24 protein-coding genes and 1 riboswitch are annotated in these 26,270 nt (G+C 57.2%); of the genes, 14 read left to right on the top strand and 10 right to left on the bottom strand.

Annotated elements, in window-relative coordinates; translation table 11 throughout:
• Window positions 1-10 precede the first annotated feature (10 nt).
• From ACWKX3_RS01680 to ACWKX3_RS01690, 3 genes are read left to right on the top strand one after another with little or no spacing between them, the layout of a single operon-like run.
• Window positions 11-1,168 (top strand): ABC transporter permease, encoded by a 1,158-nt coding sequence (locus ACWKX3_RS01680; protein ID WP_088208102.1) that lies wholly within the window; start codon window positions 11-13, stop codon window positions 1,166-1,168.
• Window positions 1,161-2,111 carry an ABC transporter ATP-binding protein gene (locus tag ACWKX3_RS01685; protein WP_006176393.1) on the top strand — a complete coding sequence of 317 codons (951 nt, stop codon included), beginning with the start codon at window positions 1,161-1,163 and terminating at the stop codon, window positions 2,109-2,111. The genes ACWKX3_RS01680 and ACWKX3_RS01685 overlap by 8 nt, the downstream gene beginning before the upstream one ends.
• A complete protein-coding gene (locus tag ACWKX3_RS01690; RefSeq protein ID WP_058609812.1) occupies window positions 2,095-2,832 on the top strand; it encodes an ABC transporter permease in 738 nt (245 codons plus the stop codon). The genes ACWKX3_RS01685 and ACWKX3_RS01690 overlap by 17 nt, the downstream gene beginning before the upstream one ends.
• Here the strand turns inward: ACWKX3_RS01690 and ACWKX3_RS01695 are convergent.
• Together ACWKX3_RS01695 and mlrA are read right to left on the bottom strand one after the other, a co-directional pair.
• Window positions 2,807-2,920 (bottom strand): protein YohO, encoded by a 114-nt coding sequence (locus ACWKX3_RS01695; protein WP_071599713.1) that lies wholly within the window; start codon window positions 2,918-2,920, stop codon window positions 2,807-2,809. The genes ACWKX3_RS01690 and ACWKX3_RS01695 overlap by 26 nt on opposite strands.
• Before the next feature lie 69 nt (window positions 2,921-2,989).
• Window positions 2,990-3,730 carry an HTH-type transcriptional regulator MlrA gene (mlrA, locus tag ACWKX3_RS01700; RefSeq protein ID WP_454541165.1) on the bottom strand — a complete coding sequence of 247 codons (741 nt, stop codon included), beginning with the start codon at window positions 3,728-3,730 and terminating at the stop codon, window positions 2,990-2,992.
• 217 nt (window positions 3,731-3,947) lie between these two features.
• Here mlrA and ACWKX3_RS01705 point away from each other — a divergent pair, with 217 nt between their 5' ends.
• Genes ACWKX3_RS01705 through ACWKX3_RS01715 form a run of 3 tightly spaced genes read left to right on the top strand, consistent with a single transcriptional unit; the run spans window position 3,948 to window position 6,864 of the window.
• The gene (locus tag ACWKX3_RS01705) at window positions 3,948-5,633 is read left to right on the top strand and encodes a sensor histidine kinase (protein ID WP_006176390.1); all 1,686 of its coding nucleotides are present in this window, start codon (window positions 3,948-3,950) and stop codon (window positions 5,631-5,633) included.
• The gene (gene btsR, locus ACWKX3_RS01710; protein WP_337278475.1) at window positions 5,627-6,346 is read left to right on the top strand and encodes a two-component system response regulator BtsR; all 720 of its coding nucleotides are present in this window, start codon (window positions 5,627-5,629) and stop codon (window positions 6,344-6,346) included. The genes ACWKX3_RS01705 and btsR overlap by 7 nt, the downstream gene beginning before the upstream one ends.
• A 47-nt stretch (window positions 6,347-6,393) precedes the next feature.
• Window positions 6,394-6,864, top strand: a complete 471-nt coding sequence (locus ACWKX3_RS01715) for a YehS family protein (RefSeq protein ID WP_006176388.1) — start codon at window positions 6,394-6,396, stop codon at window positions 6,862-6,864.
• A 99-nt stretch (window positions 6,865-6,963) separates the two neighbouring features.
• Here the strand turns inward: ACWKX3_RS01715 and metG are convergent, their stop codons facing one another.
• Window positions 6,964-8,997, bottom strand: coding sequence for a methionine--tRNA ligase (metG, locus tag ACWKX3_RS01720; RefSeq protein ID WP_042320245.1), 2,034 nt, complete (start codon window positions 8,995-8,997; stop codon window positions 6,964-6,966).
• A gap of 136 nt (window positions 8,998-9,133) precedes the next feature.
• Between metG and apbC the strand changes: the two genes are divergently transcribed.
• Window positions 9,134-10,243, top strand: a complete 1,110-nt coding sequence (gene apbC / locus ACWKX3_RS01725; RefSeq protein WP_042320242.1) for an iron-sulfur cluster carrier protein ApbC — start codon at window positions 9,134-9,136, stop codon at window positions 10,241-10,243.
• 91 nt (window positions 10,244-10,334) lie between these two features.
• On the opposite strand, the gene ACWKX3_RS01730 is transcribed toward apbC, so the two are convergent.
• Both ACWKX3_RS01730 and ACWKX3_RS01735 read right to left on the bottom strand, forming a co-directional pair.
• On the bottom strand, window positions 10,335-10,814 hold the full coding sequence (locus tag ACWKX3_RS01730; protein ID WP_058609898.1) for a GNAT family N-acetyltransferase: 480 nt from the start codon (window positions 10,812-10,814) through the stop codon (window positions 10,335-10,337).
• Window positions 10,765-11,097, bottom strand: a complete 333-nt coding sequence (locus tag ACWKX3_RS01735) for an RcnB family protein (protein ID WP_006176384.1) — start codon at window positions 11,095-11,097, stop codon at window positions 10,765-10,767. The genes ACWKX3_RS01730 and ACWKX3_RS01735 overlap by 50 nt, the downstream gene beginning before the upstream one ends.
• A 467-nt stretch (window positions 11,098-11,564) precedes the next feature.
• Here ACWKX3_RS01735 and ACWKX3_RS01740 point away from each other — a divergent pair, with 467 nt between their 5' ends.
• From ACWKX3_RS01740 to ACWKX3_RS01750, 3 genes are read left to right on the top strand one after another with little or no spacing between them, the layout of a single operon-like run.
• Complete coding sequence (locus ACWKX3_RS01740; RefSeq protein ID WP_153681811.1) at window positions 11,565-12,701, top strand: polysaccharide export protein; 1,137 nt, start codon at window positions 11,565-11,567, stop codon at window positions 12,699-12,701.
• Window positions 12,701-13,150, top strand: a complete 450-nt coding sequence (locus ACWKX3_RS01745) for an arsenate reductase/protein-tyrosine-phosphatase family protein (RefSeq protein WP_006176381.1) — start codon at window positions 12,701-12,703, stop codon at window positions 13,148-13,150. Before ACWKX3_RS01740 ends, ACWKX3_RS01745 begins: the two co-directional genes overlap by 1 nt.
• Complete coding sequence (locus ACWKX3_RS01750; RefSeq protein WP_454541166.1) at window positions 13,150-15,348, top strand: polysaccharide biosynthesis tyrosine autokinase; 2,199 nt, start codon at window positions 13,150-13,152, stop codon at window positions 15,346-15,348. Before ACWKX3_RS01745 ends, ACWKX3_RS01750 begins: the two co-directional genes overlap by 1 nt.
• On the opposite strand, the gene ACWKX3_RS01755 is transcribed toward ACWKX3_RS01750, so the two are convergent.
• A complete protein-coding gene (locus ACWKX3_RS01755) occupies window positions 15,345-16,688 on the bottom strand; it encodes an NCS2 family permease (protein ID WP_088208110.1) in 1,344 nt (447 codons plus the stop codon). The genes ACWKX3_RS01750 and ACWKX3_RS01755 overlap by 4 nt on opposite strands.
• Window positions 16,689-16,708: 20 nt before the next feature.
• Entirely contained in the window at window positions 16,709-18,487 is a 1,779-nt protein-coding gene (locus ACWKX3_RS01760) for an adenine deaminase (RefSeq protein WP_236347936.1), read from the bottom strand.
• 123 nt (window positions 18,488-18,610) lie between these two features.
• On the opposite strand from ACWKX3_RS01760, the gene ACWKX3_RS01765 reads away from it, so the two are divergent.
• Both ACWKX3_RS01765 and ACWKX3_RS01770 read left to right on the top strand, forming a co-directional pair.
• Window positions 18,611-19,531 carry a LysR family transcriptional regulator gene (locus tag ACWKX3_RS01765; RefSeq protein WP_167519796.1) on the top strand — a complete coding sequence of 307 codons (921 nt, stop codon included), beginning with the start codon at window positions 18,611-18,613 and terminating at the stop codon, window positions 19,529-19,531.
• A gap of 76 nt (window positions 19,532-19,607) precedes the next feature.
• Window positions 19,608-20,123, top strand: coding sequence for a protein disulfide oxidoreductase (locus ACWKX3_RS01770; RefSeq protein WP_088208112.1), 516 nt, complete (start codon window positions 19,608-19,610; stop codon window positions 20,121-20,123).
• Between the two features lie 36 nt (window positions 20,124-20,159).
• Here ACWKX3_RS01770 and ACWKX3_RS01775 read toward each other — a convergent pair whose 3' ends face one another.
• The 3 genes from ACWKX3_RS01775 to ACWKX3_RS01785 form a co-directional block, all read right to left on the bottom strand.
• Entirely contained in the window at window positions 20,160-21,626 is a 1,467-nt protein-coding gene (locus ACWKX3_RS01775) for a pyridoxal phosphate-dependent decarboxylase family protein (RefSeq protein WP_058609807.1), read from the bottom strand.
• Window positions 21,627-21,644: 18 nt separating this feature from the next.
• Window positions 21,645-23,021 (bottom strand): diaminobutyrate--2-oxoglutarate transaminase, encoded by a 1,377-nt coding sequence (locus tag ACWKX3_RS01780; RefSeq protein ID WP_006176373.1) that lies wholly within the window; start codon window positions 23,019-23,021, stop codon window positions 21,645-21,647.
• Between the two features lie 313 nt (window positions 23,022-23,334).
• Window positions 23,335-23,772 (bottom strand): hypothetical protein, encoded by a 438-nt coding sequence (locus ACWKX3_RS01785; protein ID WP_058609806.1) that lies wholly within the window; start codon window positions 23,770-23,772, stop codon window positions 23,335-23,337.
• A 767-nt stretch (window positions 23,773-24,539) separates the two neighbouring features.
• A riboswitch (TPP riboswitch) is annotated at window positions 24,540-24,637 on the top strand.
• A 35-nt stretch (window positions 24,638-24,672) separates the two neighbouring features.
• Between ACWKX3_RS01785 and thiM the strand changes: the two genes are divergently transcribed.
• Both thiM and thiD read left to right on the top strand, forming a co-directional pair.
• Window positions 24,673-25,443, top strand: coding sequence for a hydroxyethylthiazole kinase (thiM, locus tag ACWKX3_RS01790; RefSeq protein WP_454541167.1), 771 nt, complete (start codon window positions 24,673-24,675; stop codon window positions 25,441-25,443).
• Window positions 25,440-26,240, top strand: a complete 801-nt coding sequence (thiD, locus tag ACWKX3_RS01795) for a bifunctional hydroxymethylpyrimidine kinase/phosphomethylpyrimidine kinase (protein WP_006176356.1) — start codon at window positions 25,440-25,442, stop codon at window positions 26,238-26,240. The genes thiM and thiD overlap by 4 nt, the downstream gene beginning before the upstream one ends.
• The last annotated feature ends 30 nt before the right edge of the window (window positions 26,241-26,270 follow it).

Below are 26,270 nucleotides of genomic sequence, written 5' to 3' on the forward strand. Positions count from 1 at the left end.
GGGAAAGGCTGTGCCAATAAAATGTCATAACCGCGTACTGCTGCTGTTGGTGTTTGTCGCCCTCGCTGCCGTCGCGCTACCCTTTGTGAACGTTGCGCCCAATCGCCTGGTCTCGGGCGAAGGGCGCGCGATCTGGACTATCTGGTCATTTACGCCAGCGCTGCTTGCCGCCGCGCTGGCTGTGCTGATCGCCTTATCCCTGTGGTCATCGCGTTTATCCCTCTGGCTGTCACTCGTGCTGTGTGAAGCGCTGTTTATTGCGCTGTTCTGGAGCGCGGGGCTGGCGGCGACGCAGATGACTTCGCTTGAAAGCCCCCTTGCGCGAACGTCGATAGGCAGCGGTCTGTGGCTGTGGCTGGCGCTGTGCCTGCTGGCCTGCAGCGATGCGATTCGCCGCCTGATGCCGATGTCCGCCTGGCGCTGGCTGCTTAACGCCCAGCTCTGGTGTATTCCGCTGGTGCTGCTGTTCAGCGGCGAGCTGAACGACCTGTCGTTATTAAAAGAGTATGCCAATCGTCAGGAGGTGTTTGACGATGCGCTCGCGCAGCACCTGACCATCCTGTTCGGTACGCTGGTGCCGGCCCTGCTGGTGGGCGTACCGCTGGGCATGTGGTGCTATCGCCATCCCTCGCGCCAGGGTGGGGTGTTTACCGTGCTTAACGTTATCCAGACCATCCCGTCCGTTGCGCTGTTCGGCCTGCTGATCGCACCGCTGGCGGGGCTGGTGCAATCCTTTCCGGCGCTTGGCTCGTTGGGCATTGCGGGAACCGGGCTTACGCCTGCGCTGATTGCCCTGGTGCTGTATGCGCTGCTGCCGCTGGTCCGTGGCGTCGTGGCCGGGCTGGGACAGGTCTCGTCTGACGTGCTGGAGAGCGCGCAGGCGATGGGCATGAGCGCCCGCCAGTGTTTCTGGAAAATCCAGCTGCCGCTTGCGCTTCCTTTGCTGGTGCGCAGCCTGCGGGTGGTGACGGTGCAAACCGTGGGCATGGCGGTGATTGCCGCGCTGATTGGTGCAGGCGGTTTCGGTGCGCTGGTGTTCCAGGGGCTGCTCAGCAGCGCGCTGGACTTAGTGCTGCTCGGGGTGATCCCTACCATCGCGCTGGCGGTCGTGCTTGATGCGCTGTTTGCCTTGTGGCTCGCGTTGCTCAGGAGAAGAGCCAATGATTGAATTTAACGATGTCAGTAAAACCTTTGCGGGCCGTCCGGCGGCAAGCCATCTGAACCTGAATTTTGCCGAGGGCGCATTTTCCGTGCTGATCGGCACCTCGGGGTCAGGTAAATCCACCACCCTGAAGATGATCAACCGCCTGGTCGAGCACGACAGCGGGCAGATCCGCTTTGCCGGGGAAGAGATTCGCAGCCTGCCGGTGCTGGAGTTGCGCCGTCGCATGGGGTACGCCATTCAGTCCATCGGCCTGTTCCCGCACTGGACGGTGGCGCAAAATATCGCCACGGTGCTACAGCTGGAAAAATGGAGCCGACGCAGCATCGACGAGCGCGTGGATGAGCTGATGGCGCTGTTAGGGTTGGAGCCTGCGCTGCGCGACCGTTATCCGCACCAGCTTTCCGGCGGGCAGCAGCAGCGGGTCGGGGTGGCGCGCGCACTGGCCGCCAACCCGCAGGTGCTGCTGATGGATGAACCTTTCGGCGCGCTCGATCCGGTTACGCGCGCGGCCCTTCAGGCAGAGATGACGCGCATCCACCGCATTCTTGGGCGCACCATCGTTCTCGTGACCCACGATATCGATGAAGCGCTGCGGCTGGCCGACCACCTGGTGTTGATGGACAACGGCGAAGTGATCCAGCAGGGGACGCCGCTGGCGCTGTTGAGCCATCCGACCAATGATTTTGTCCGCGAGTTTTTTGGCCGCAGCGAGCTGGGCGTCAGGCTGCTCTCCCTGCGCACGGTGGGCGAGTACATGCGGCGGGGCGATGCGTCGCCTGGCGGCGAACCGCTTCAGGAACAGATGAGTCTGCGCGATGCGCTTTCGGCCTTCGTGGCGCGCCAGTGCGAGGCGCTGCCGGTCTGTGATGCGCAGGGGACACTCTGCGGCGCGCTGCATTTCCGCGATCTGCTGGTGGGGGAGGTGGCGCGTGAAGTGGATGCGTGATCCGCTGCCCTGGCTGGTGGGGCTTTTTCTGGTCTTGCTGTGGGCCATGCCTTACAGCGCCGGGCTGTTTAGTACCCTGTTTCCCGGCCTGCCGCGTCCGGTTTATCAGCAGGAGAGCTTTATTAATCTTGCGCTGGCGCACGCCTGGCTGGTGATCCTCTCAAGCGTCGTGGCGATTGTGATTGGCGTGGGGGCCGGGATTGCGGTAACGCGCCCATCCGGCAAGGAGTTTCGTCCTCTGGTGGAGACGATAGCCGCTATCGGCCAGACCTTTCCGCCGGTCGCGGTGCTGGCCATTGCGGTGCCGGTGATGGGCTTTGGTCAGGTGCCGGCGATTGTCGCGCTGATCCTGTACGGCGTCTTGCCCATTCTTCAGGGCACGCTGGCGGGGATTGCCTCGGTTCCGGGGTCGGTGCTGAGCGTGGCGGAAGGGATGGGGATGAGCGCCTGGCAGCGGCTTGGCAAGGTTGAGTTGCCGCTTGCGGCACCGGTGATCGTGGCGGGGATCCGCACGTCGGTGATTATCAACATTGGCACCGCGACCATCGCCTCAACGGTGGGGGCTAATACGCTCGGAACGCCGATTATTATCGGCTTAAGCGGGTTTAATACGGCCTATATCATTCAGGGTGCACTGCTCGTCGCGCTGGCAGCTATCGTCGTCGATCGCCTGTTTGAGCGCCTGGCCGTTTATCTCAGCCGACACCGCCGCGTACAATAAATGAGTAACCCGCCAGCATCACGCCGCCGATACCGCTGAGGGCCATCAGCACGAAAAGGGTTATTACGGCCAGTTTAGTTGCCTTCATCATCTGCTCCTGTTGTTAACGGAACAATTATACGGTGAAGCGCAGCTGTTAATGAACCATTAAATGTCGTTAAGGCTCATTCGGACCAAGCGGGTAAACGGGGTAGCCATGCTCACGCCACTCCGTGAGCAGCTGCTGCTGCGAGGCGGTTGGCACTTCGCCGCACCACACCAGCAGGGTTTGTCCGTCGAAAAGGTCGGGGCGAAGCTGGGGGAGGGAATGTGCCAGTACGTCCACACGCCAGCCCCGCTGGGTGGCGATCCACGCTTCCAGCCATAGCCGGGTGGTATCGTGAACGTTCCAGCCGATAACCAGCGCATCTTTTCCACCCTTGTTTCTGGCCGATGCAAGAAAGACGGCGATGTAGTTGATGAGTACCCCGTCCAGCATGCTGAGCAGCGCCTGCAGGGTGGTTTGCTGACACTGCAGCCGTCGGCGCAGCGGGATGAAAAGGTGGGTGATCAAGGTCCGGGCGGGATAATCGCGCCCCTGCTCTTTAATCCAGGCACGCAGGCGCTGAAGGTTGCCCGCCTGCAGAAGCCGCAACAGCGTTTCCTGATGCTCGCGCCAGAGATGCTGGGTATCCGGGTCGTCCTGGCTGAGCAGATCTTTGACTTTGCCCACCTGCACGCCATTGTCGATCCAGCCTTTGATCTCGCGGATGCGGTCGATGTCTGCCTCATTGAACAGACGATGACCGCCGTCGGTTCGCTGCGGCTTCAGTAATCCATAACGTCGCTGCCACGCGCGCAGCGTGACGGGATTGATATCACAAAGGAGTGCCACTTCACCTATCGTGTAAAGCGCCATAGTTGCCCCCGGCTTGCGCGTTCCCAGCTTAACTGTAGACCCAGTTTGGCGAACCAGGAAGAATTGTCGTTTTTTTGAACGAATAATGCCCGTTATGGGGGATATTCGGCAAAAGGTGTGACAGCGGACACGAAATGCGGCTTTTTTGGAATACTTCAAAGAAAGTTTACCGCCATCAGTGTATGTTACGCGTTTTTGAAATGTGCGGTCCCTGCGTATGTACGAGTTCAATCTGGTGCTGCTGCTGCTTCAGCAGATGTGTGTGTTTCTTGTCATCGCCTGGCTGATGAGTAAAACGCGCCTGTTCATCCCGCTGATGCAAGTGACCGTTCGTCTCCCGCACAAGCTGCTTTGCTACGTCACCTTCTCCATTTTTTGCATCATGGGCACCTATTTCGGGCTGCACATTGAAGACTCCATTGCCAACACGCGCGCCATCGGCGCGGTCATGGGCGGTCTGCTCGGTGGTCCGGTCGTGGGCGGGCTGGTTGGGTTAACCGGCGGATTGCATCGCTACTCAATGGGCGGCATGACGGCGCTAAGCTGCATGATCTCGACCATTGTTGAAGGGCTGCTCGGTGGCCTGGTGCACAGCTACATGATCAAACGCGGACGCCCGGATAAAGTCTTTAGCCCGATCACCGCCGGGGCAATTACCTTCGTGGCGGAGATGGCGCAGATGGCGATTATTTTGCTGATCGCCCGGCCCTACGAAGACGCGCTGCATCTGGTGAGCAGCATTGCCGCGCCGATGATGGTGACTAACACCGTCGGGGCCGCGCTGTTTATGCGTATATTGCTCGACAAGCGCGCGATGTTTGAGAAATACACCTCGGCGTTCTCCGCAACGGCGTTAAAAGTCGCCGCGTCGACCGAAGGGATCCTGCGCCAGGGCTTTAACGAAGAAAACAGCATGAAGGTGGCGCAGGTGCTTTATCAGGAGCTGGATATCGGCGCGGTCGCGATTACCGACCGTGAACGGCTATTGGCCTTTACCGGCACCGGGGACGACCATCATCTGCCGGGCAGGCCGATCTCTTCTGCGTACACCCTGCGCGCCATCGAGACCGGTGAAGTGGTCTACGCCGACGGCAACGAAGTGCCGTACCGCTGCTCCCTGCATCCGCAGTGCAAGCTCGGCTCTACGCTGGTCATTCCGCTGCGCGGTGAAAACCAGCGGGTAATGGGCACCATCAAGCTTTATGAAGCGAAGAACCGCCTGTTCAGCTCGATCAACCGCACGCTGGGGGAGGGGATCGCCCAGCTGCTGTCGGCCCAGATTCTGGCCGGACAGTATGAACGGCAAAAAGCGCTGCTGACGCAGTCAGAGATCAAGCTTCTGCATGCTCAGGTCAACCCGCATTTCCTGTTTAACGCGCTCAACACGCTGAAGGCGGTCATTCGCCGTGACAGCGATCAGGCGGCCCAACTGGTGCAGTTCCTCTCGACGTTTTTCCGCAAGAACCTCAAGCGTCCGTCGGAGATTGTCACCCTGGCGGATGAAGTCGAGCACGTTAACGCCTATCTGCAAATTGAGCAGGCGCGTTTTCAGTCGCGACTGCAGGTGTCGCTGTCGGTGCCGGATGAGCTGGCGTACCAGCACCTTCCGGCCTTTACCCTGCAGCCTATCGTCGAGAATGCCATCAAGCACGGCACGTCGCAGCTGTTGGGGATTGGCGAGATCACGATTTCTGCCAGCCGGTTTAACCACCATCTGGTACTCGATATTGAAGATAACGCCGGGCTTTATGCGCCTACCGCATCAGGCGGTTTGGGCATGAGCCTGGTGGATAAACGCCTGCGTGCGCATTTTGGTGACGACTGCGGGATCACCGTCGCCTGCGAGCCAGACCACTTTACCCGCATTACCTTACGACTGCCGCTGGAGGAAAACGCATGCTGAGAGTGCTGATTGTGGATGATGAGCCGCTCGCACGGGAAAACCTGGGCGTTCTGTTGCAGGAGCACAGTGATATTGAGGTGGCAGGAGAGTGTGCCAATGCCATCGAGGCGATTGGCGCGGTGCACAAGTTGCGCCCGGACGTGCTGTTTCTCGACATCCAGATGCCGCGCATCAGCGGCCTGGAGATGGTGGGGATGCTCGATCCCCAGCACCGTCCCTATATCGTGTTTTTGACGGCCTTTGATGAATATGCCGTGAAAGCCTTTGAAGAACATGCGTTTGATTATCTGCTAAAGCCGATCGAGGAAAAGCGTCTGGAAAAGACGCTGACCCGCCTGCGCCAGGAGCGTGGCGTGCAGGATGTGACCCTGCTGCCGGAGAACCAGCAGCCGCTGAAGTTCATCCCCTGCACCGGACACAGCCGAATTTATCTGCTGCAAATGGATGACGTCGCCTTTGTCAGCAGCCGGCTGAGCGGCGTGTACGTCACCAGTGCCGAGGGCAACGAAGGGTTCACCGAACTGACGCTGCGCACGCTGGAGAGCCGCACCCCGCTGATCCGCTGTCACAGACAGTATCTGGTTAATATGGCGCATCTCAAGGAGATCCGTCTCGAGGATAACGGCCAGGCCGAGCTGGTGCTGCGGGCCGGACAAACGGTTCCCGTCAGTCGTCGCTACCTGAAAAGTTTGAAAGAAGCGATTGGCCTGTAAAACTGGTACACTGCGCGCCATTGCAACATCGAAAGTTAAAGGCACTCATGATTAGTAATGACATTCTTCGTAGCCTGCGCTACACCCTGAAAGCAAACAATAACGACATGGTGCGCATTCTTGCGCTGTCCGATATGGAAGCCACGTCGGCAGGTTTCGATACCTGGATGACCAAAGAAGATGAAGAGGGTTTTGTTCGCTGCCCGGACATTATTCTGTCTGGCTTCCTGAACGGCCTGATTTACGACAAGCGCGGCAAAGATGAGTCTGCGCCCGAGCTGGCGCTGGAGCGCCGCGTGAATAACAACACCGTGCTGAAAAAACTGCGCATCGCCTTCTCACTGAAAACTGACGATATTGTGGCGATCATGACCGAGCAAAAATACCGCGTATCGGTGCCGGAAGTGACCGCCATGATGCGCGCGCCGGATCATAAAAACTACCGCGAGTGCGGCGACCAGTTTCTGCGTAACTTCCTGCGCGGGCTGACCCACCGGGTGCATCACCCGAAAGCGTGATTTTAGCCGGGTGGCGGCCTGATGCCCTCACCCCGCCCCTCTCCCAGAGGGAGAAAACACATTGCAAAAAAAAGCCGGAGATCAACTCCGGCTTTTTTGTTATTTCACCTGCTGACCCGGCTTCGCGCCTTCGTCAGGGCTTAACAGGAAGATATCTTTCCCGCCAGGACCTGCCGCCATCACCATCCCTTCAGAGATGCCGAAGCGCATTTTGCGCGGCGCAAGGTTCGCAACCATCACCGTCTGGCGACCAATAAGCACCTGCGGATCGGGATAGGCAGAACGGATGCCGGAGAAGACGTTACGCTTCTCGCCACCCAGATCCAGCGTCAGGCGCAGCAGTTTGTCAGAGCCTTCGACGAATTCCGCATTTTCAATCAGCGCCACGCGCAGGTCGACTTTGGCGAAATCATCAAAGGTAATGGTCTCCTGAATCGGATCGTCTGCCAGCGGGCCGGTTACCGGCGCAGCGGCAGCCTTCACCTCTTCTTTGGAGGCCTCGACCAGGGCGTCAACCTGCTTCATTTCGATGCGGTTATACAGCGCCTTGAAGGTGTTGACCTTGTGGCCGAGCAGCGGTTGCTGGATGGCATCCCAGGTCAGCTCGGTGTTCAGGAATGCTTCAGCACGCGCAGAGAGCTGCGGCAGAACCGGCTTGAGCCAGGTCATCAGCACGCGGAACATATTCAGGCCCATGGTACAGATAGCCTGAAGGTCCGCATCGCGGCCTTCCTGCTTAGCGACAACCCACGGTGCCTGCTCGTCAACGTAGCGGTTAGCCACGTCAGCCAGCGCCATGATTTCACGAATCGCTTTACCGAATTCACGGCTTTCCCAGGCATCGCCAATCGCAGCGGCGGCGTCGGTGAAGGTTTTGTACAGCTCAGGATCGGCCAGTTCGGCAGACAGCACGCCGTCAAAACGCTTGGCGATAAAGCCCGCGTTACGGGAGGCCAGGTTCACCACCTTGTTGACGATGTCCGCGTTAACGCGCTGGACGAAATCTTCGAGGTTCAGGTCGATATCGTCGATGCGTGAAGAGAGCTTCGCGGTGTAGTAGTAGCGCAGGCTGTCCGCGTCGAAGTGGTTCAGCCAAGTGCTGGCTTTAATAAAGGTGCCGCGGGATTTAGACATCTTCGCGCCGTTCACCGTCACATAGCCGTGCACGAACAGGTTGGTTGGCTTGCGGAAGTTGCTGCCTTCCAGCATCGCCGGCCAGAACAGGCTGTGGAAGTAAACGATATCTTTGCCGATGAAGTGGTACAGCTCGGCGTCGGAATCTTTCTTCCAGTATTCATCAAAGCTGGTGGTGTCGCCGCGTTTGTCGCACAGGTTCTTGAACGAGCCCATGTAGCCGATAGGCGCATCCAGCCAGACGTAGAAATATTTGCCCGGCGCGTTCGGGATTTCGAAGCCGAAGTAAGGTGCATCGCGGGAGATATCCCACTGCTGCAGACCGGATTCGAACCACTCCTGCATTTTATTGGCGACCTGCTCCTGCAGCGCACCGCTGCGGGTCCACGCCTGCAGCATTTCGCTAAACGACGGCAGATCGAAGAAAAAGTGCTCAGAGTCGCGCATGACAGGCGTTGCGCCGGACACCACGGATTTCGGCTCGATAAGCTCGGTCGGGCTGTAGGTCGCGCCGCACACTTCGCAGTTATCGCCGTACTGATCCGGGGATTTACATTTCGGGCAGGTGCCTTTGACGAAACGGTCCGGCAGGAACATGCCTTTTTCCGGATCGTAGAGCTGAGAGATGGTGCGGTTTTTGATAAAACCGTTCTCTTTCAGACGGGTGTAGATAAGCTCAGACAGCTCGCGGTTCTCGTCGCTGTGCGTCGAGTGGTAGTTGTCATAGCTGATGTCAAAACCGGCGAAATCCGTCTGGTGCTCCTGACTCATTTCACCGATCATCTGCTCCGGGCTGATGCCGAGCTGCTGCGCTTTCAGCATGATCGGCGTGCCGTGGGCGTCGTCTGCACAGATGAAGTTGACCTCGTTGCCGCGCATTCGCTGGTAACGGACCCAGACATCAGCCTGGATATGCTCCAGCATGTGGCCGAGGTGGATTGAGCCGTTGGCGTACGGCAGTGCGCACGTTACCAGAATTTTTTTCGCGACTTGAGTCATAGTAGTCATTACTTCTTTTAACTGTGAAAAGGGTTTTTGATATTACCAAAAGGGGCATTATTAAGTAAGCACAAACCACGGCCTTTCAGGTAAACTTGTCATCTAAGGTCTTATTCACAAGAACAAAGGAGTCGGGATGAGTTCTCAATCCCAGGCCAAATCACCGGAAGCCTTACGAGCAATGGTCGCCGGGACGCTGGCTAATTTTCAGCATCCAACCCTGAAGCACAATCTCACCACGCTGAAAGCGCTTCACCACGTCGCATGGCTGGACGACACGCTGCATATTGAACTGCAGATGCCGTTCGTCTGGACCAGCGCATTTGATGTCCTCAAAGAGCAAACCAGTTCCGAACTGCTGCGCATCACCGGTGCAAAAGCGATTGACTGGAAGCTGAGCCACAGCATCGCCACACTTAAGCGCGTGAAAAACCAGCCGGGCATTAATGGCGTCAAAAATATCATTGCCGTCAGCTCTGGCAAGGGCGGGGTAGGTAAGTCCTCCACCGCGGTCAACCTGGCGCTGGCGCTGGCTGCCGAAGGGGCGAAAGTCGGTATTCTGGATGCGGATATCTACGGCCCGTCCATCCCGGCTATGCTGGGCGCAGAAAACCAGCGCCCCACCTCGCCGGACGGTACCCACATGGCACCGATTATGGCGCACGGTCTGGCAACCAACTCTATCGGTTATCTGGTTACAGACGATAACGCGATGGTCTGGCGTGGCCCGATGGCCAGCAAAGCGCTGCTGCAAATGCTGCAGGAAACGATGTGGCCGGATCTGGATTACCTGGTGCTGGATATGCCGCCGGGCACCGGTGATATTCAGCTGACGCTGGCGCAGAACATTCCCGTGACGGGCGCAGTGGTTGTGACCACACCCCAGGATATTGCCCTGATCGACGCCAAAAAAGGCATCGTGATGTTTGAGAAAGTTGACGTGCCGGTGCTGGGCATTGTCGAGAACATGAGTATGCATATCTGCAGCAACTGCGGGCATCATGAGCCTATTTTCGGCACTGGTGGCGCAGAGAAACTGGCCGCGCAGTATCACACTCAATTGCTGGGTCAGATGCCGCTGCACATTACCCTGCGTGAAGATCTGGATAGCGGAAAACCGACGGTCGTCAGCCGTCCGGACAGTGAATTTGCCGAGATGTATCGTCAACTGGCGGGGCGCGTCGCGGCGCAACTCTACTGGCAGGGCGAAATCATTCCGGGCGAAATCGCCTTCCGCGCGGTGTAATTCTTCTGCGTTGAGTGCCGGGTGATGGCTTCGCCTTCCCCGGCCTGTGAAATACGGTTTTGTAAGTCAGGTACGCGAAGCGCCACCTGACTTAACCAGGCCGATAGTGCATCAAATAATACTCGCCTTCCGGCGAATCTCCCGTCGCCTCGATGTGCCAGCCGTGACGCTGGTAAAACGCAACCGCCCGTTCATTCTTGACCAGACACTTCAGTGCGCCAGTGCTGGTGAAGGTCTTTTGCACCTGCTCCAGCAATACGCTGCCAACCCCAAGTCCCTGATGCTCCGGGCCGACGAACAGGTTGTGCAGGAAGTTATCGTTAGGCAAGACGGAGGCAAACCCCACGCGATGGCCGTTTTGCACCGCCACCCAGATCTGCTCGTCGCGGGTGACCGCGTCAAAATCCTCCAGCTGCCATTCTTCACTGTTCAGCCAGGGCCAGGCCTCGCGCCGGGCATGAAGAAACAGCGTGCGCAGGAAAGGACGATCGCTTTCCTGCCACGGACGGACGAAAACGGGATTAGCGGTGATAGAAGATATCGCCGTTGTACGCTTTGTAGATCTTGCCATCGGCATCGCCAATCAGGACGTAATTCTCGCCCATGTAAGTCCAGTGTGTGCCAGCATCCGGCGCCGGAAGGTTACGGAGCTGATACTGCTTGATCGTGTATTCTGGCGTTTGATACATCGCAGGTGCCGTATCGCCAATTTTGAACTTTGTGAAATCGGCAATGAACTCTTGCTCTTCATAGGCCTTGATGCCAGAAGGCGCAGACGCTGTTTGCGGGGCCGCGGACGCTGCACCCGCCAGAGACATCATTACACCCAGAAGCAGCCATTTATGCTTAGCCATTTTTTCTCCAGTTATACCGTTACTGATACTCACAGCCTGCTGTTGCGTTGACAGTGTGGCAGATAGCCTATTTTAAGTACCCCAGCAGAGGTTGTTCGAAAAAAAATGTAACAAAAATGGACGGTTTTGTGTAGGGCAAAAGGTTAATGATATATTTTTCGCGAATATAAAAACCTCAGACTAATTCATTGCTGTGATATTTTTTTTAATTAATTCTGAAAATGCATGCCAGATATAATTTTATAATAAATATGGCATGCATTTTATCAAAAGAAGTTTTAAGCTAATAAAAGCAGAGCCGTTTAAACATTGCTCGCGGATTTTTGGTAGCAATGTTAATTCTGCTCACCATTCGATGACGCATGCTTTATCTGTTTTATTTAATTCAGTTTTTAATAAAAAAGTGGTGACATCAGTATGTTGCCGTATGCGCGTCCGTCGCGTTCATGAATAAAAAATTTATACAAATGAAAAGCACAACAACATTCTCTGTAATTTTCTTAACAATATCTCAATTAACGGGTTGCGTATTTTCTCCAGGGCAGAATCTCAGCACGACCGGAAAAAATATTGTCGCATCTTCGGATGAAACTAATTTAGATAAACGCATAGACGTCTATCCTCTAACACCTTCAATTATCGAAAAACTCCGTCCTGCGGAATCGAAATCTCAGCCGAATCCTAAACTGGATGAGCAGATCAAAAACTGGGAATACCGCATCGGAGCGGGTGACATTTTGACCGTCACCGTGTGGGACCACCCTGAACTCACCACCCCGGCGGGGCAGTACCGCAGCGCAAGCGACACCGGTAACTGGGTGAATGCGGACGGTACGCTTTTCTATCCTTACGTCGGCAAGCTCAACGTGCTGGGAAAAACCGTGGCAGAGGTGCGCGAAGCGATTACCCGCAAGCTGGATAGCGTCATTGAAAGCCCGCAGGTCGATGTCAGCGTGGCCGCGTTCCGGTCGCAAAAAGCGTATGTCACCGGCGAAGTGGCTAAATCCGGCCAGCAGCCCATCACCAACATTCCCTTGACGGTGATGGATGCGGTCAATGCGGCGGGCGGGTTGTCTGTCGATGCGGACTGGCGAAACGTGGTGCTCACCCACAACGGCGAGGACTCACGCCTCTCGCTCTACGCGCTGATGCAAAAAGGCGACCTGACGCAGAATAAACTGCTTCATCCCGGCGACATTCTATTTATTCCGCGCAACGACGCCCTGAAAGTGTTCGTGATGGGCGAAGTTGTTAAGCAAAGCACCCTCAAAATGGATCGCAGCGGCATGACGCTTGCCGAAGCGCTGAGCAGTGCAGGCGGCCTGAATCAGGATATGGCGGATGCCACGGGGATCTTTGTCATTCGATCCGTTGCGAAGAAAGGCCAGCAGGACAAAATTGCCAGCATCTACCAGCTGAATGCACAGGATGCGTCTGCCATGGTGTTAGGCACGGAATTCCAGCTTGAACCCTATGACATCGTCTACGTCACGACCGCGCCGCTGTCGCGCTGGAACCGCGTGATAAGCCAGCTTGTTCCGACGATCAGCGGCGTTCACGACCTGACCGAAACGGTGCGTTACATCAGATCGTGGCCGCAATAATGTTTAATTCAATATTAGTGGTTTGCACCGGCAACATTTGTCGTTCCCCCATTGGGGAGCGGCTGTTGCGCCAGCAGTTACCCGGCAAGCAGATCTCCTCTGCTGGCGTGTGGGGGATGGAAGGATCGCCGGCGGACGAAGGCGCGCAGTATGTGGCGTTGCGTCATGGGATCTCTCTCGACGACCACAGAGCGCGCAAGCTAACGCCAGGCCTGATGCAAAAAGCCGATCTGATTCTGGTGATGGAGCCGGAACATCTTCACTTTATTTCCGCCATTGCGCCTGAAATTCGCGGGAAGTCGCTGCTGTTTGGGCAATGGCTGGAATCGCAGAGCATTCCTGACCCGTACCGTAAAAGCTATGCAGCGTTTGAATATGTTTTCGAGCAGTTAGGAAAAGCCAGCCGGGAGTGGGCTCGCCGTTTGGGTCAAAAAGGAATAACGCATTAATGACGTCTTACAGCACAGACAACTATGGTGCAGCCGCACCTCAAGCCAGTGAAGTTGATTTCGTTCGACTGCTCGGCGAAGCGATCGATCATCGCGTCAAGATCGTCTGCATCACGCTCCTGTTCACCCTTTTGGCGGGCGCGTGGGCGTTCTTTACCACACCGGTCTACCAGGCGGATGCGCTGGTACAAATTGAATCAAAACAGGAAAACGGGCTGCTTAAAAACTTAGGCCAGCTTGATTCTGGTCTGTTACCTGATGCCACGCCGGAAATATTGCTGCTCAAGTCGCGCATGATCCTTGGTGAAACGGTGGAAAATCTCGGGCTGACCCAGCAGGTTCATCAGCGCGTTTACCCGGTGATCGGGCGTTTATGGGAGCGCATTCAGGGACGCAAGCCGGGCGATATTCAGCTCGGCTGGCTGCAGATCCCCCATCAAGACGGTAAACCCCAGACGCTGGTGCTCACCGTACAGGCGCAGGGCCAGTATTCTCTGGATGGCGACAATTTTCACGCGCGAGGCGCTGTTGGCAAGCCGCTTGCGAAAGCGGGGGTCTATGTCAACGTCCAGTCGATTGACGCAGAGGTAGGGACCGAGTTCACGCTGAAAACGCTCACGAAGCTTGAGGCGATCAACGCGTTAAGCAAAAGCTTTACGGTCAAAGAAATGGCCAAGCAGAGCGGCATGCTGGCGTTAACGTTGACCGGCAAAGATCCGCAGAAAATTACGAAGGTGCTCAACGGCATCACCAGCAATTTTCTGAAGCAGAATATTGCGCGTCAGGAAGCCCAGGACACCCGCAGTCTGGCGTTTTTAGAGCGCCAGTTGCCTAAAATCAGCAGCGAGCTGGATGAGGCCGAAGAACGGCTTAATGCCTATCGTAAACAGCGGGATTCCGTCGACCTGACGCTGGAAGCGAAGTCGATTCTCGATCAGGTGGTCAACGTTGAAAATCAGCTTAACGAACTGACCTTCCGCGAGGCGGAGATCTCGCAGCTGTTTAAGAAAGATCACCCGACCTATCGCGCGCTGCGGGAAAAGCGGCAGACTCTGGAGAATGAACGCAGCCGGCTTAACCACCGCGTCTCAACCATGCCCACCACGCAGCAGGAGATCTTGCGTCTGAGCCGTGACGTTGAATCCGGTCGCACCATCTACCTCCAGCTGCTGACGCGCCAGCAGGAGCTGAATATCTCGCGTTCCAGCGCGATTGGTAACGTGCGTATCATCGATCAGGCTGAAACCCAGCCTGAGCCGATCAAACCCAAAAAAGCGCTGATTATCGTACTCGGTTTTGTGGCGGGGCTGGCTCTTTCACTGGGCTACGTCATCGCCAGCGTGGCGCTAAAACGCGGCATCATGAGTTCGGAACAGCTGGAGCCGCTGGGCGTTCCGGTTCTGGCCACGCTTCCGCGCTCGGTTTGGCTCTGGAAGAAAACGCATCTGCGCAGCAAAAGTTTGTTTGCATCACGCTGGCGGCACACCACCTCGAACGTACCGTTTTTGCCTGTCGACCGTCCCGCAGACAGCTACGTCGAAGCGGTGAGGGGCCTGCGTACCAGCCTGTACTTTACAATGATGGATGCTGCAAACCGCATTGTGATGTTCTCTGGCCCGACTCAGGACTGCGGGAAAACCCTGGTCAGTACCTCACTGTCGGCCATTGCTGCCCAGTCGGGACAAAAGGTGCTTTTTATCGATGCGGATATGCGTGAGGGCTACGTTCATAAAATCTTTGGCCTGAATAACGACTGCGGGCTGTCGAGCGTGCTTGAAGGAAAATGCGACGGCGTGCAGGCGATTCAGCGTTTCGAGAAAGCGGGCATCGACGTGATGACCAGCGGACCTGCGCCGACCCATCCGGCGGAGCTGCTGATGAATGAACGCTTCAGGACGCTGATGGCATGGGCCAACGAGCGCTACGATCTGGTTGTGATTGATACGCCGCCGGTGCTGGCCGTTACCGACGCTTCCCTGGCTGCACAAACGGCGGGAATTACACTTCTGGTGTCCCGTTATGCCAAAACCAGCGTGAAAGAGATCGAGAACAGCTTAAAACGCCTGCAGCAATCTGGCGTGGGCGTCAGCGGTATTATCCTGAACGATATTATTAAATCCGCTGCGCTGTATTACAGCGAGGGGTATAGCCAGTATGACTACGGCTACACCCCGAAGCGTAAGCAGCGCAAAGGTTAGTGCTTCACCAGCGTCGCAAAGTAGTACACCAGGGGAATGGCGAGGATCCACAGACCAACGGGGATTTCACGCCATTTCCCGGCAATTGCTTTAATCACGATGTAAAACAGCAATCCTCCCGCAATGCCCGTGCCGAAGCTGTTGGCAATCAGCGTGATCATCACCATCATCAGCACCGGCAGGCCGTCGGTGAAATTCGCCAAATCCACTTTTCTCAGCCCGCTAAACATGTTCAGGCCAATCAGAATCAACGCTGGCGCGGTGGCTTCTTTCGGGATCATCAGCGCTACCGGGGTAAAGAGCAGCATCAACAGGAACATCACGGCGGCAGCCAGTGCCGTCATGCCGGTTTTGCCCCCGGCTTCGGCAGCCGCTGAAGATTCAATCAGCGCGGTCGCCGCAGGAATGCCAACCCACGGGCCAATCGCAGCGGCAATCGAATCCACCATAAACGGACGGTTGATGTGGGGCATGTTGCCTTCCTCGTCCAGCAGGCCCGCTTCACCGCCTACTGCCAGCGTGGTCCCCATGGTGGAGAAAAATTCCGATGCGAAGAAGACGAACAGGAAAGGCAGAAAGGCAATGTTGAGCGCACCCAGCATATCGATATGGCCCAAGACCGGGGTCAGCGAGTGGGGGAGATCGAGAAAACGCACGGGCAACTTTGTTACGCCAGCCGGGATGCCAATCAGCGTGGCAAACAGGATTGCCCACAGGATCGCCCCCGGTATACGACGCGCCTGAAGGGCGATAGCCAGAAACAGGCCCGCCAGGGCGACCAGCGCGGCGGGAGAGAGAAAATCCCCCAGCATCAGCGCGTTGGTTTTGGCGTTCGCCAGCACCAGCCCGGCGTTGCGGAACCCCAGCACGGCGACGAACAGTCCGATGGAGGCCGTCAGCCCGAGCTTGATTGACTGGGGAACGGAGCGGGTCACCACTTCACGCAGGCCAAAACGCGTCAGCAGGAAAAACAGGATCCCCGACCAGCAGGCGATACCCAGGCCAATTTGCCAGCCAATGCCTTCGCTTCCCGCCAGGGTCACGCCGACCAGCACGGAACCACCAATACCTGGCCCGACGATAAACGGCAGATTGGCATAGAAAGCCATCAGCAACGTGCCCGCGACGAAGACCAGAATGGTGCCCGTTGTGGCTGCTCCCTTGTCCATACCGCCCACGGCCAGCAGCCCCGGTATCACCACCAGCAGATAGGCAGCGGCCAGAAAACCGGTGATCCCCGCCAGACACTCGGTGCGCACGGTACTGCCCCGCGCCCGCAGTGCAAAACGTCGTTCAAGCCAGCTCCCTGGTGCTGGCGAATTAACGGTGTTGTCGGCCATTATCCGGCTCTCCTTCGCAATTATGATGTAATGTCCGGGGTTTCCCGGTAAGAAATCAGCGGATCGACAATTTCGCGTGTCGATCCATCCGTCAGTCCAAGATCGGTCAGATGCGGCCCGGCGTTACAGGCGAGACAGGTTCCCTCTATCGCCTTAAAGACGCGGTAGGGCGGCTCCCAGTCGGCAATCAGGCTGCTGCGATCGCGCAGCGCCTTGAACTGGCGGGCCAGCTCATCAGCAGGCAGCTCAGAGAGCATCCCCGCAATAGGCATGGCGACATGGGCAATCACCTGGCCATGCTGGGCCAGCGCCATTCCGCCGCCGCTTTGGATAAGCGCGCGGGCGGCCAGGGCCATCTCTTCGGGATCGCGTCCCAGGACCACCAGGTTATGCGAGTCGTGAGAATAGCTGGTGGCAATAGCGCCGCGCAGTTCTCCCCAGCCTTCCAGCAGGGCCATCTGCGGTTTTGCCGCGTGCCGCGCGTGGCGATGCTGAACCCAAATCAGGCTGAAACCACTCGGGATCTGCACCTGCCCGTTGCGCACCTGAACCTCGGTTTCTCCCCAGCGGGTGAATCGCGCGCCGCTGATATGGCGCAACCGGGCAACGCCGTGGTGGGCGTTTGCGATGCGCATCTGGAAATCATCGACGCCTGGCGCGGGCAGCTGCACCGTATCGCGCGGGAGCGTCAGGGGGGTATCGGGCAGAGAAGTCAGCATCTTCCCGTTGCGGGCGATCTCTTTTCCAGCAACGTAGACCTGGCGAGCCGTGAGCTTTTGCAGCGAATCAAAGACGACCAGATCCGCACGGCGCCCGGCGGCAATCAGCCCCAGGTCGTTGCGCTGCAGGCGAATAGCCGCGTTCAGCGTGGCGAAGCGCAGTGCGTCCGTTGCCGCTAAACCGTGCCCGATGAGCAGGTTCAGCAGCGCGATAATGCCGCCTTTCTCCAGCAGGATGTCCGGCGGCACATCGTCGGTACAGACCGTGATCTGCGAGGAGAGATGCGGCAACGTTTTCAGGGCATTAACAATATCGGGCAGCAGATAAGGATGGGAGCCACGAATTTCCAGCGTCAGCCCGGCGCGCAATTTCTCCAGCGCGTCGTCTGCGGAGGTCAGCTCATGGTCTGAGGTGACACCCGCGGCCAGATAAGCCTGTAGATCGGCACCGCTAAGCCCGCGCGCATGGCCCTCAATGAGCTTACCGCTCTCCAGCCCCGCCTGCATGATCTCCAGCATGCGCGGGCTGCCGTTGAGCACACCATGCATATCCATCACTTCCGCCACGCCGCGCACGTCCGGCCAGCTCAGCAGCGTTTGCATTTCCTGTCCGGCAAAATCGGCTCCGGACATCTCGAGGCCCGGCGTGGAGGGCACGCTCGACGGCGCGGCCACCATCACCTGCAGGGGTAAATTTCGGCTGGCCTCAATGGCAAAACGGACGCCCTCAATGCCCAGCACGTTCGCCAGTTCATGCGGATCCCAAAATACCGCCGTGGTCCCCTGCGCCAGCACGATTTCGGCGTAGCGGGCGGGCAGCAGATGCGAGCTTTCCAGGTGGACGTGCGTGTCCATCAGCCCCGGCGATACGTACTGGTTGTTCAGATCCTGTATCTCATGCGCGTCGGTACGGCTGCCCCGGGGATGTACGCTGGCGATCAGTTCGCCAACGATGCCAATATCCGCCTCGCGGATCTCGCCCGTGGCCATATCAATAATGCGCGCGTGGGTGAGCAGCAGATCAAAGGGCGTTTCGCCTCGCGCGGCCTGAACGGCGCGGCGTCGGGTTTCGGAAGTCATGCAATTAACGGTTCCAGCTTTAAAACAATGGCGCTACTCTATGCACTCGGCAAACGTTTGCCCAGCTGATAAAATTTATCGCCCGATAACGGCGGGTTATTCTGTGACGTGTAGACAAAGATAATGATGATGGAACCCTGGCAGCGCTTGCCCGCGCTTTCGCTTCGACAGCTACAGTATTTTGTGACGCTGGCGCAGCTGCGTCATTTTACCGACACCGCTAATAAACTGGCAATCAGCCAGCCGGCGCTGAGCAGCGCGCTGCGGCAAATCGAGACGGTGCTGGGCGGCAAACTGGTGAACCGCACGGCCTCGGCGGTCACGCTGACGGAGCTTGGCGCTGCCATTCTGCCGCACGCCCAGCGGGTGCTCAGCGTGGCGCAACTCGCCTTCGATGATATGCAGCACATCGTGCAGGCCGGGGGCGACGGCACCGTGCGCATTGGGCTGATCCCCTCCGTGAGTTCGCTGCTGTTTCCCCGCCTTCCGCAGATCCTCGCCCAGGCTTTTCCCCGTCTGAGGGTGGAGTTTCACGATCAAACTAACGATGAGCTGGTCGCCCAGTTGCTAAAAGGGCAGATCGATTTTGGCGTGGGTGCTATCGATAATACGGTGCCCGACCGGCTGGACCTCTTTCCGCTTCAGGACGATCCTTTTGTGGCGGTGTTCCACCGCGACGACCCGCTGGCCGCGTCGGCACACATACCATGGAAGCAGCTGGCCGGGCGCGATATCGCCGTCTTTTCGAAAGGCAATATTCAGCGGCTGGTGGCGGCGCTGGCAGAAAGCCATCGTCTGTCCCTGCAGACGCGCTACCAGGTCGACTACATCGAAACCCTGTATGGTCTGGTGCGTTCCCGGCTGGCCGTGGCGATTTTACCGCAGCTGTATACCACCCATCTGCAGGACCCGCAGCTTTGCGTGGTGCACCTGCAACAGCCCGCGCTGGCCCGCACGGTGGCGCTGATGCGGGCACCTCAGACGCTCCCACCGTTTATCGAATCCTGCTTTACCCTGATGGTCGACACCCTGCGGTCATCCTGACCTCTATGCGACACTTCTTTACAGCGAGGCGGGGCAATGCTCGCTAAGATAACCCTCGTCAATAGATGAGGGCACAATGGATAACCGTAAAGTGAGTAAACTGCGCCGCTGGGTGCGGGAAGGGTGTGTTTTAATCCTGCTGGTTATGGTCGTGATGTGGGGCGTGGATCAGTTCCGCAAACCGACGTTGCCTGCCAGCTTCAGCGCGACACCCATGCAAAGCATCGACGGCAAAACGTACGATATTGCCGCGCTCAGCCAGGACCGGCCGCTGCTGATTTACGTCTGGGCGACCTGGTGCAGCATCTGCAGGTTCACTACCCCGTCCGTCAGCGCTCTGGCAGAAGAGGGCGGTAACGTCGTGAGCATTGCGCTCCGCTCCGGTGATAATGCCAAACTGCACCGCTGGGTAGAGAAGAAACAGCTCGCCATGCCGGTCATCAACGATGCCAACGGCGCGCTGTCGCAGGAATGGCAGGTGAGCGTCACGCCGACGCTGGTGATTGTGTCGAAAGGCAAAGTGGTGAGTACCACAACGGGCTGGACAAGCTACTGGGGAATGAAGGTCAGACTCTGGTGGGCGGGAATATAAAAATAACCCCTCTCCCTGACGAGAGAGGGGCTGAGATTACTTCGCCAGAACTTCCTGAGCGGTACGCTCAACCAGCGACAGCAGGACTTTCACATCTTCCAGCGTCACGGTTGGGTTCAGCAGGGTCAGCTTCAGGCAGGTGATGCCGTTATGCTCGGTCACGCCGACGTTCGCGCGGCCTGACTCCAGCAGCGCGTCGCCAATTTTCTGGTTCAGCAGGGCGATGCCCGCGTCGTCCATCTGCGTCTCTGGGCGGAAGCGGAACAGCACGCTTGCCAGCTGTGGCTGCATCACCAGTTCCAGGGCAGACTGCGCTTTCACGTAGTCCGCAACCTGCTGCGCCAGCGTCACACCGTGATCGATAATCGCCGCGTACTGCTCCTGACCCAGCGCTTCCAGGCTCATCCACAGCTTCAGCGCGTCGAAACGACGGGTTGTCTGCAAAGACTTGGACACCAGGTTTGGCACGCCTGCTTCTTCATCGAACTCAGAGTTCAGGTAGGCCGCCTGATAGCGCATCAGCTCATAGTGACGCGCTTCTTTCAGCAGGAACGCGCCGCAGCTGATGGTCTGGAAGAACTGCTTGTGGAAGTCCAGGGTAACGGAATCCACCAGCTCAATACCGTCCAGGTAGTGACGATACTGCTCGGACATCAGCAGCGCGCCGCCCCAGGCCGCATCAACGTGCACCCAGATGTTCTGCTTCGCCGCCAGTTCCGCAATCGCACGCAGCGGATCGATAGCACCGGCATCGGTGGTACCAGCCGTCGCAACAATCGCCAGGATCTGCTCGCCGTTGGCATTGCACTGCTCGATTTTCGCCGCCAGATCGTTGAGATCCATACGCGAGAATTCGTCCGTTTTCACCTGGAGTACGGACTGATAGCCGAGGCCCATCAGCGCCATGTTTTTCTGCACGGAGAAGTGCGCGTTTTCGGAGCACAGCACGCGAATTTTACGCAGATCGCCGACCAGACCGTCCTGCTGAACAGAGTGGCCCTGACGTGCGAAGAACGCATCGCGCGCCAGCATCAGGCCCATCAGGTTGCTCTGGGTACCGCCGCTGGTGAAGACACCCGCGTCGCCAGCCTGATAACCCACGCGGGTACGCAGCCATTCGATCAGCTTGATCTCAATAATGGTTGCGGACGGGCTTTGATCCCAGGAGTCCATGCTCTGGTTGGTGGCGTTGATCAGCACTTCCGCCGCCTGGCTTACCACCAGGCTTGGGCAGTGCAGGTGCGCCACGCACTGCGGGTGATGAACGGACAAACTGTCTTTCAGGAAGAACTCCACGGCGCGTTCAATCGCCGCGTCGTTGCCCAGCCCTTTCGGGTTGAAATCCAGCTGAATACGGTCGCGCAGCTCCGCGACCGTTTTGCCCTGATACATCTCAGGCTGTTTCAGCCACTGCATCACAGCCTGAGTGCTTTGTTCAATCGCCTGCTTGTAAGCATCAATGCTCTGCGCAGAGGAGAACAAAATTGGGTTTGAATCAGACATCGTAATCAACAACTCCGGTTACGCCGGGCGAACGCCCGCAGCAAGCAGCGCCTGCTCGAATTTATCCAGGAACACTTTCAGCTCTTCATCGCTGATCAGCAGTGACGGCAGCAGACGCAGCACGACGCCGTTACGGCCACCGCGCTCCAGAATCAGGCCCGCTTCGAAGCACTTCTTCTGGATCAGCGCTGACAGCTCGCCGTCGCCAGGGAAGCAGCCCATGTGGTCAGCGGCTTCGTCTGGCTTGACGATCTCAATACCGATCATCATGCCCAGACCGCGAACGTGGCCGATCACCGGATAGCGTTTCGCCATCTCTTTCAGCTGGCCTTTCAGCCATTCGCCCTGTGCAGCCACTTTGTCTGCAATGTTCTGGTCTTTCAGGATTTTCAGCGTCGTCAGACCGGTTGCCATCGCCAGCTGGTTGCCGCGGAAGGTGCCGGTGTGGTGGCCTGGTGCCCATGCATCGAACTGCTTTTTGATACCCAGCACAGCCAGTGGCAGACCGCCGCCAACCGCTTTGGACATCACGATGATGTCTGGCTCAATGCCCGCGTGCTCGAAGGCGAAGAATTTACCGGTACGGGCAAAACCTGCCTGCACTTCGTCGAGGATCAGCAGAATGCCGTGTTCCTGAGTCACTTTACGGATGCGCTGCAGCCACTCAGCCGGAGCCGGGTTCACGCCGCCTTCACCCTGAACGGCTTCAAGGATCACCGCCGCAGGTTTACGCACGCCGCTTTCAACGTCGTTAATCAGGTTGTCGAAGTAGTAGGTCAGCGCTTTCACGCCCGCTTCACCACCGATACCCAGCGGGCAGCGGTACTGATGCGGATAAGGCATGAACTGCACTTCCGGCATCATGCCGTCCACGGCTTCTTTCGGAGACAGGTTGCCGGTCACGGACAGCGCGCCGTGGGTCATGCCGTGGTAACCACCCGAGAAGCTGATGATCCCGCTACGGCCGGTGACTTTTTTCGCCAGCTTCAGCGCCGCTTCAACGGCGTCAGCACCGGACGGGCCGGTAAACTGCAGGCAGTATTCTTTGCCCTGACCTGGCAGCAGGGAGAGCAGGTATTCTGAAAACGCGTCTTTCAACGGCGTAGTCAGATCCAGGGTATGTAACGGCAAGCCGCTGGTAATGACATTTTGGATGCTTTTCAGCACATCAGGATGATTGTGACCAAGCGCAAGGGTGCCCGCGCCAGCTAAACAATCAAGGTATTCTTTATTATCTGCATCGGTGATCCACACGCCTTCTGCTTTAGTGATCGCTAAAGGCAGCTTGCGCGGATAACTGCGGACGTTAGATTCGAACTCGGCCTGACGGGCCAGATAGGTTTCGTTGCTTTTAGGGGCATCTGCGGTGTCAATACGGACTTTATCCGTCATCATATCTCTCCTACAACCGCGGCTTCGTTATGCGCCACGATTGAATAAATAGTTTTAAAAAATAGATGGGGCCTGAAAAAACGCCGCCAATATAGAGCCTTTTGACACGTGGCTCAATCGATAATTTGCTTACCGTTTTGTTACATGGCGAACAGGGCGGGTTTTATCCCAAATTTAACCCACGAGGCGGTGGTTTTTATTCAGGCAGAACAAGGGGTTTCACGTGTTTAATGAGGACTGCAAATGTACGTCAAAGAGTGTTACAAATCGTGCCTTTTTTTAAGGGATAAGGAGGCTTTACGCCTCCTTTAACCGCTTATTGTTGCGTCACCTGTAAAACACCGTGCTCGCGACCGGTCGTTTTATTCCAGGACGCATCCGTAATACCGTTGTCATCAAGCACAATCGATATAACGTACCCCGCGCCGTGGATTTCATAGAAATGGGCATTCAGACGCTTAACGGTCGCCTTTTTGCCATTGACCGTCGCGCTAAAAAAGCCGTTTGAAATGGTGGCGTTAAGCCCGTTTGCCGAGAAAGAGGCTTCCCGCATCGGGTCGTGGATTTGTGCTGCCTTCTCGGGCTGCGCCGCGTTTTCCGCTTTGCTTTTGTTAATATCGCACGAGCCATCGCTGGCGCTTATTTCAGTACATCCCGAGCGTTCTAACTGAGCGCGATAGTGCGCGTTGATGGCGTAAGCCGGCGCGGTGGCGACGGAGAACAGCAATGCGATAAGGGCTAATTTCGTTTTCATATTCCTGCCTCAAGGATGTTTCGTATGTTCAGGATGCGTCTCTGTCGCCCGGGCCGCGTTTGCATAAGCCGCGGAGAGGGACGCATTGGTAATGCTTTGCTGCCTTTGTTGCTCAGAGAGATAACATGTATCGTAGCTCACCCCTTTCGCGGTGCAATTCGCGATCCGCTGTTCAGGCGAGACACATCCCGCAAGCATGGCCGTGCTTATGACTATCATCATCAACTTCTTCATGTTATTGCCTTATAACCTACACAGATAATAAGAAACGTACATCACGCCAATCCAGATCCCGAGAGTAATAAGCATCATGTAGAGGGCGGCAGAGAGAAATATATATTTAGACATGTTGGTGACTGTTTTCGTTATTATTGCTAACGAACTAAAGGTTAATATAATCGTGTTTATACGAACCCGCGCATGGGGTTTCATAAAAGTGAAAAAGATAACTGGGGTGAACTATCCAGTAAGGTGACGTTTAAAACTTTGATTAAGATCACGTTAAGCACGAATTGCAACAGTGAGAGTGAGTGTAAAATATTAATGTAAACATTAACTTATGTGTTTTTTATGGCGTTCTGAAGATAAGTCGTTGATTGCACATGCGTTAATTGGAGTAATGTTTTCAAGGTTATTATGTAGAGGTGTAATTGCACAGTTTCAGGTTATTATTTCGAATGAAACTCACTGGGTATTACGTGAAAATGCCTTTCTTAAAAGTCAAAAAAATAGATTAAACAAAGGGCGCTAATTCGTTATACTGGTGTCTCTTTGACTCGGGGTGCCCTTCTTAAATGAAGGCTGAGAAATACCCGTATTACCTGATCTGGATAATGCCAGCGTAGGGAAGTCAGATGCCTTCCCGGTCATCGCTTCTTCACGCAAGGCAGGAGCGAAACCATGCAGCCTGACCTGCTCGATTTACACGTTTTACATCAATTCCGCACCCGTTCCCCGCTCACGCACTGTATGACCAACGACGTCGTGCAGACCTTTACCGCCAACGTGCTACTGGCGCTGGGCGCATCGCCCGCCATGGTGATTGAAGCAGAAGAGGCTGAACAGTTTGCCGCGCTTGCTGATGCACTGCTGATTAACGTCGGCACGCTCACTTCACCGCGCGCGCAGTCGATGCGCCGCGCCATTGAGCGCGCCGTGGCGGCAGGAAAGCCCTGGACGCTTGACCCGGTTGCTGTAGGCGCGCTGGCGTTCCGCAGCCGTTTTTGCCATCAAATCCTCACCCTTAGCCCCGCCGCCATTCGTGGCAATGCCTCGGAAATCCTCGCGCTGGCCGGCATGAGCGCGGGCGGACGCGGGGTAGACACCACCGATACCGCCGCCAGCGCGGTACCTGCTGCACAGGCACTGACACGGCAAACCAATGCGATAGTGGTGGTGACGGGTGAGGTGGATTACATCACCGACGGACAGCGTACCCGCACGGTGGCCGGGGGCGATCCGCTGATGACCCGGGTAGTGGGCACCGGCTGTGCGCTCTCGGCGGTGGTTGCGGCCAGCTGCTCGCTTCCCGGCGACAGGCTGGATAACGTCACGGCCGCCTGCGGATTTATGAAGCGTGCCGGCACGCTTGCCGCGTCGCAAAGCCGTGGTCCGGGCAGTTTTGCCAGCGCCTTCCTCGACGCGCTGTACACGCTGGAGGTGCAGGCATGAAACGCATCAACGCACTGACTATCGCAGGCACAGATCCGAGCGGTGGCGCGGGGATCCAGGCCGATTTGAAAACCTTCTCGGCGCTTGGGGCGTACGGCTGCTCCGTCATTACCGCGCTGGTGGCGCAAAACACGCGCGGCGTGCAGTCGGTCTATCGCATTGAGCCGGATTTTGTCGCGGCGCAGCTCGATTCCGTTTTCAGCGACGTGCGCATTGATACCACCAAAATCGGCATGCTGGCCGAGACTGATATCGTTGAAGCGGTGGCGGAACGGCTTAACCGCTACCAGGTGCAAAACGTGGTGCTTGATACCGTGATGCTGGCCAAAAGCGGCGATCCGCTGCTTTCCGCGTCGGCCGTTGAGACGCTGCGTAAAAAGCTCCTGCCGCAGGTGGCGCTGATCACGCCGAATCTGCCGGAAGCCGCCGCGCTGCTGAACGCGTGTCACGCGCAAAATGAGCGGGAGATGAAAGAGCAGGGGGCCGCGCTGCTGGCGATGGGCTGCGGTGCGGTACTGATGAAAGGCGGACATCTGGATGATGCACAAAGCCCGGACTGGCTGTTCACGCGGGACGGCGCGCAACGTTTTACCGCTCCGCGCGTGCAGACCAAAAACACCCACGGGACGGGCTGCACGCTCTCTGCCGCGCTGGCGGCGCTGCGTCCGCGCCATACGAACTGGGCCGATACGGTGCAGGAGGCCAAAGTCTGGCTCTCACACGCGCTGGCAAAAGCCGATTCTCTGGAAGTGGGTCACGGTATTGGCCCTGTTCACCATTTTCATGCATGGTGGTAAGCCGTATACTGACAGAATACACCTCGCCTG

This window comes from Enterobacter sp. UPMP2052 (genome assembly GCF_053709675.1).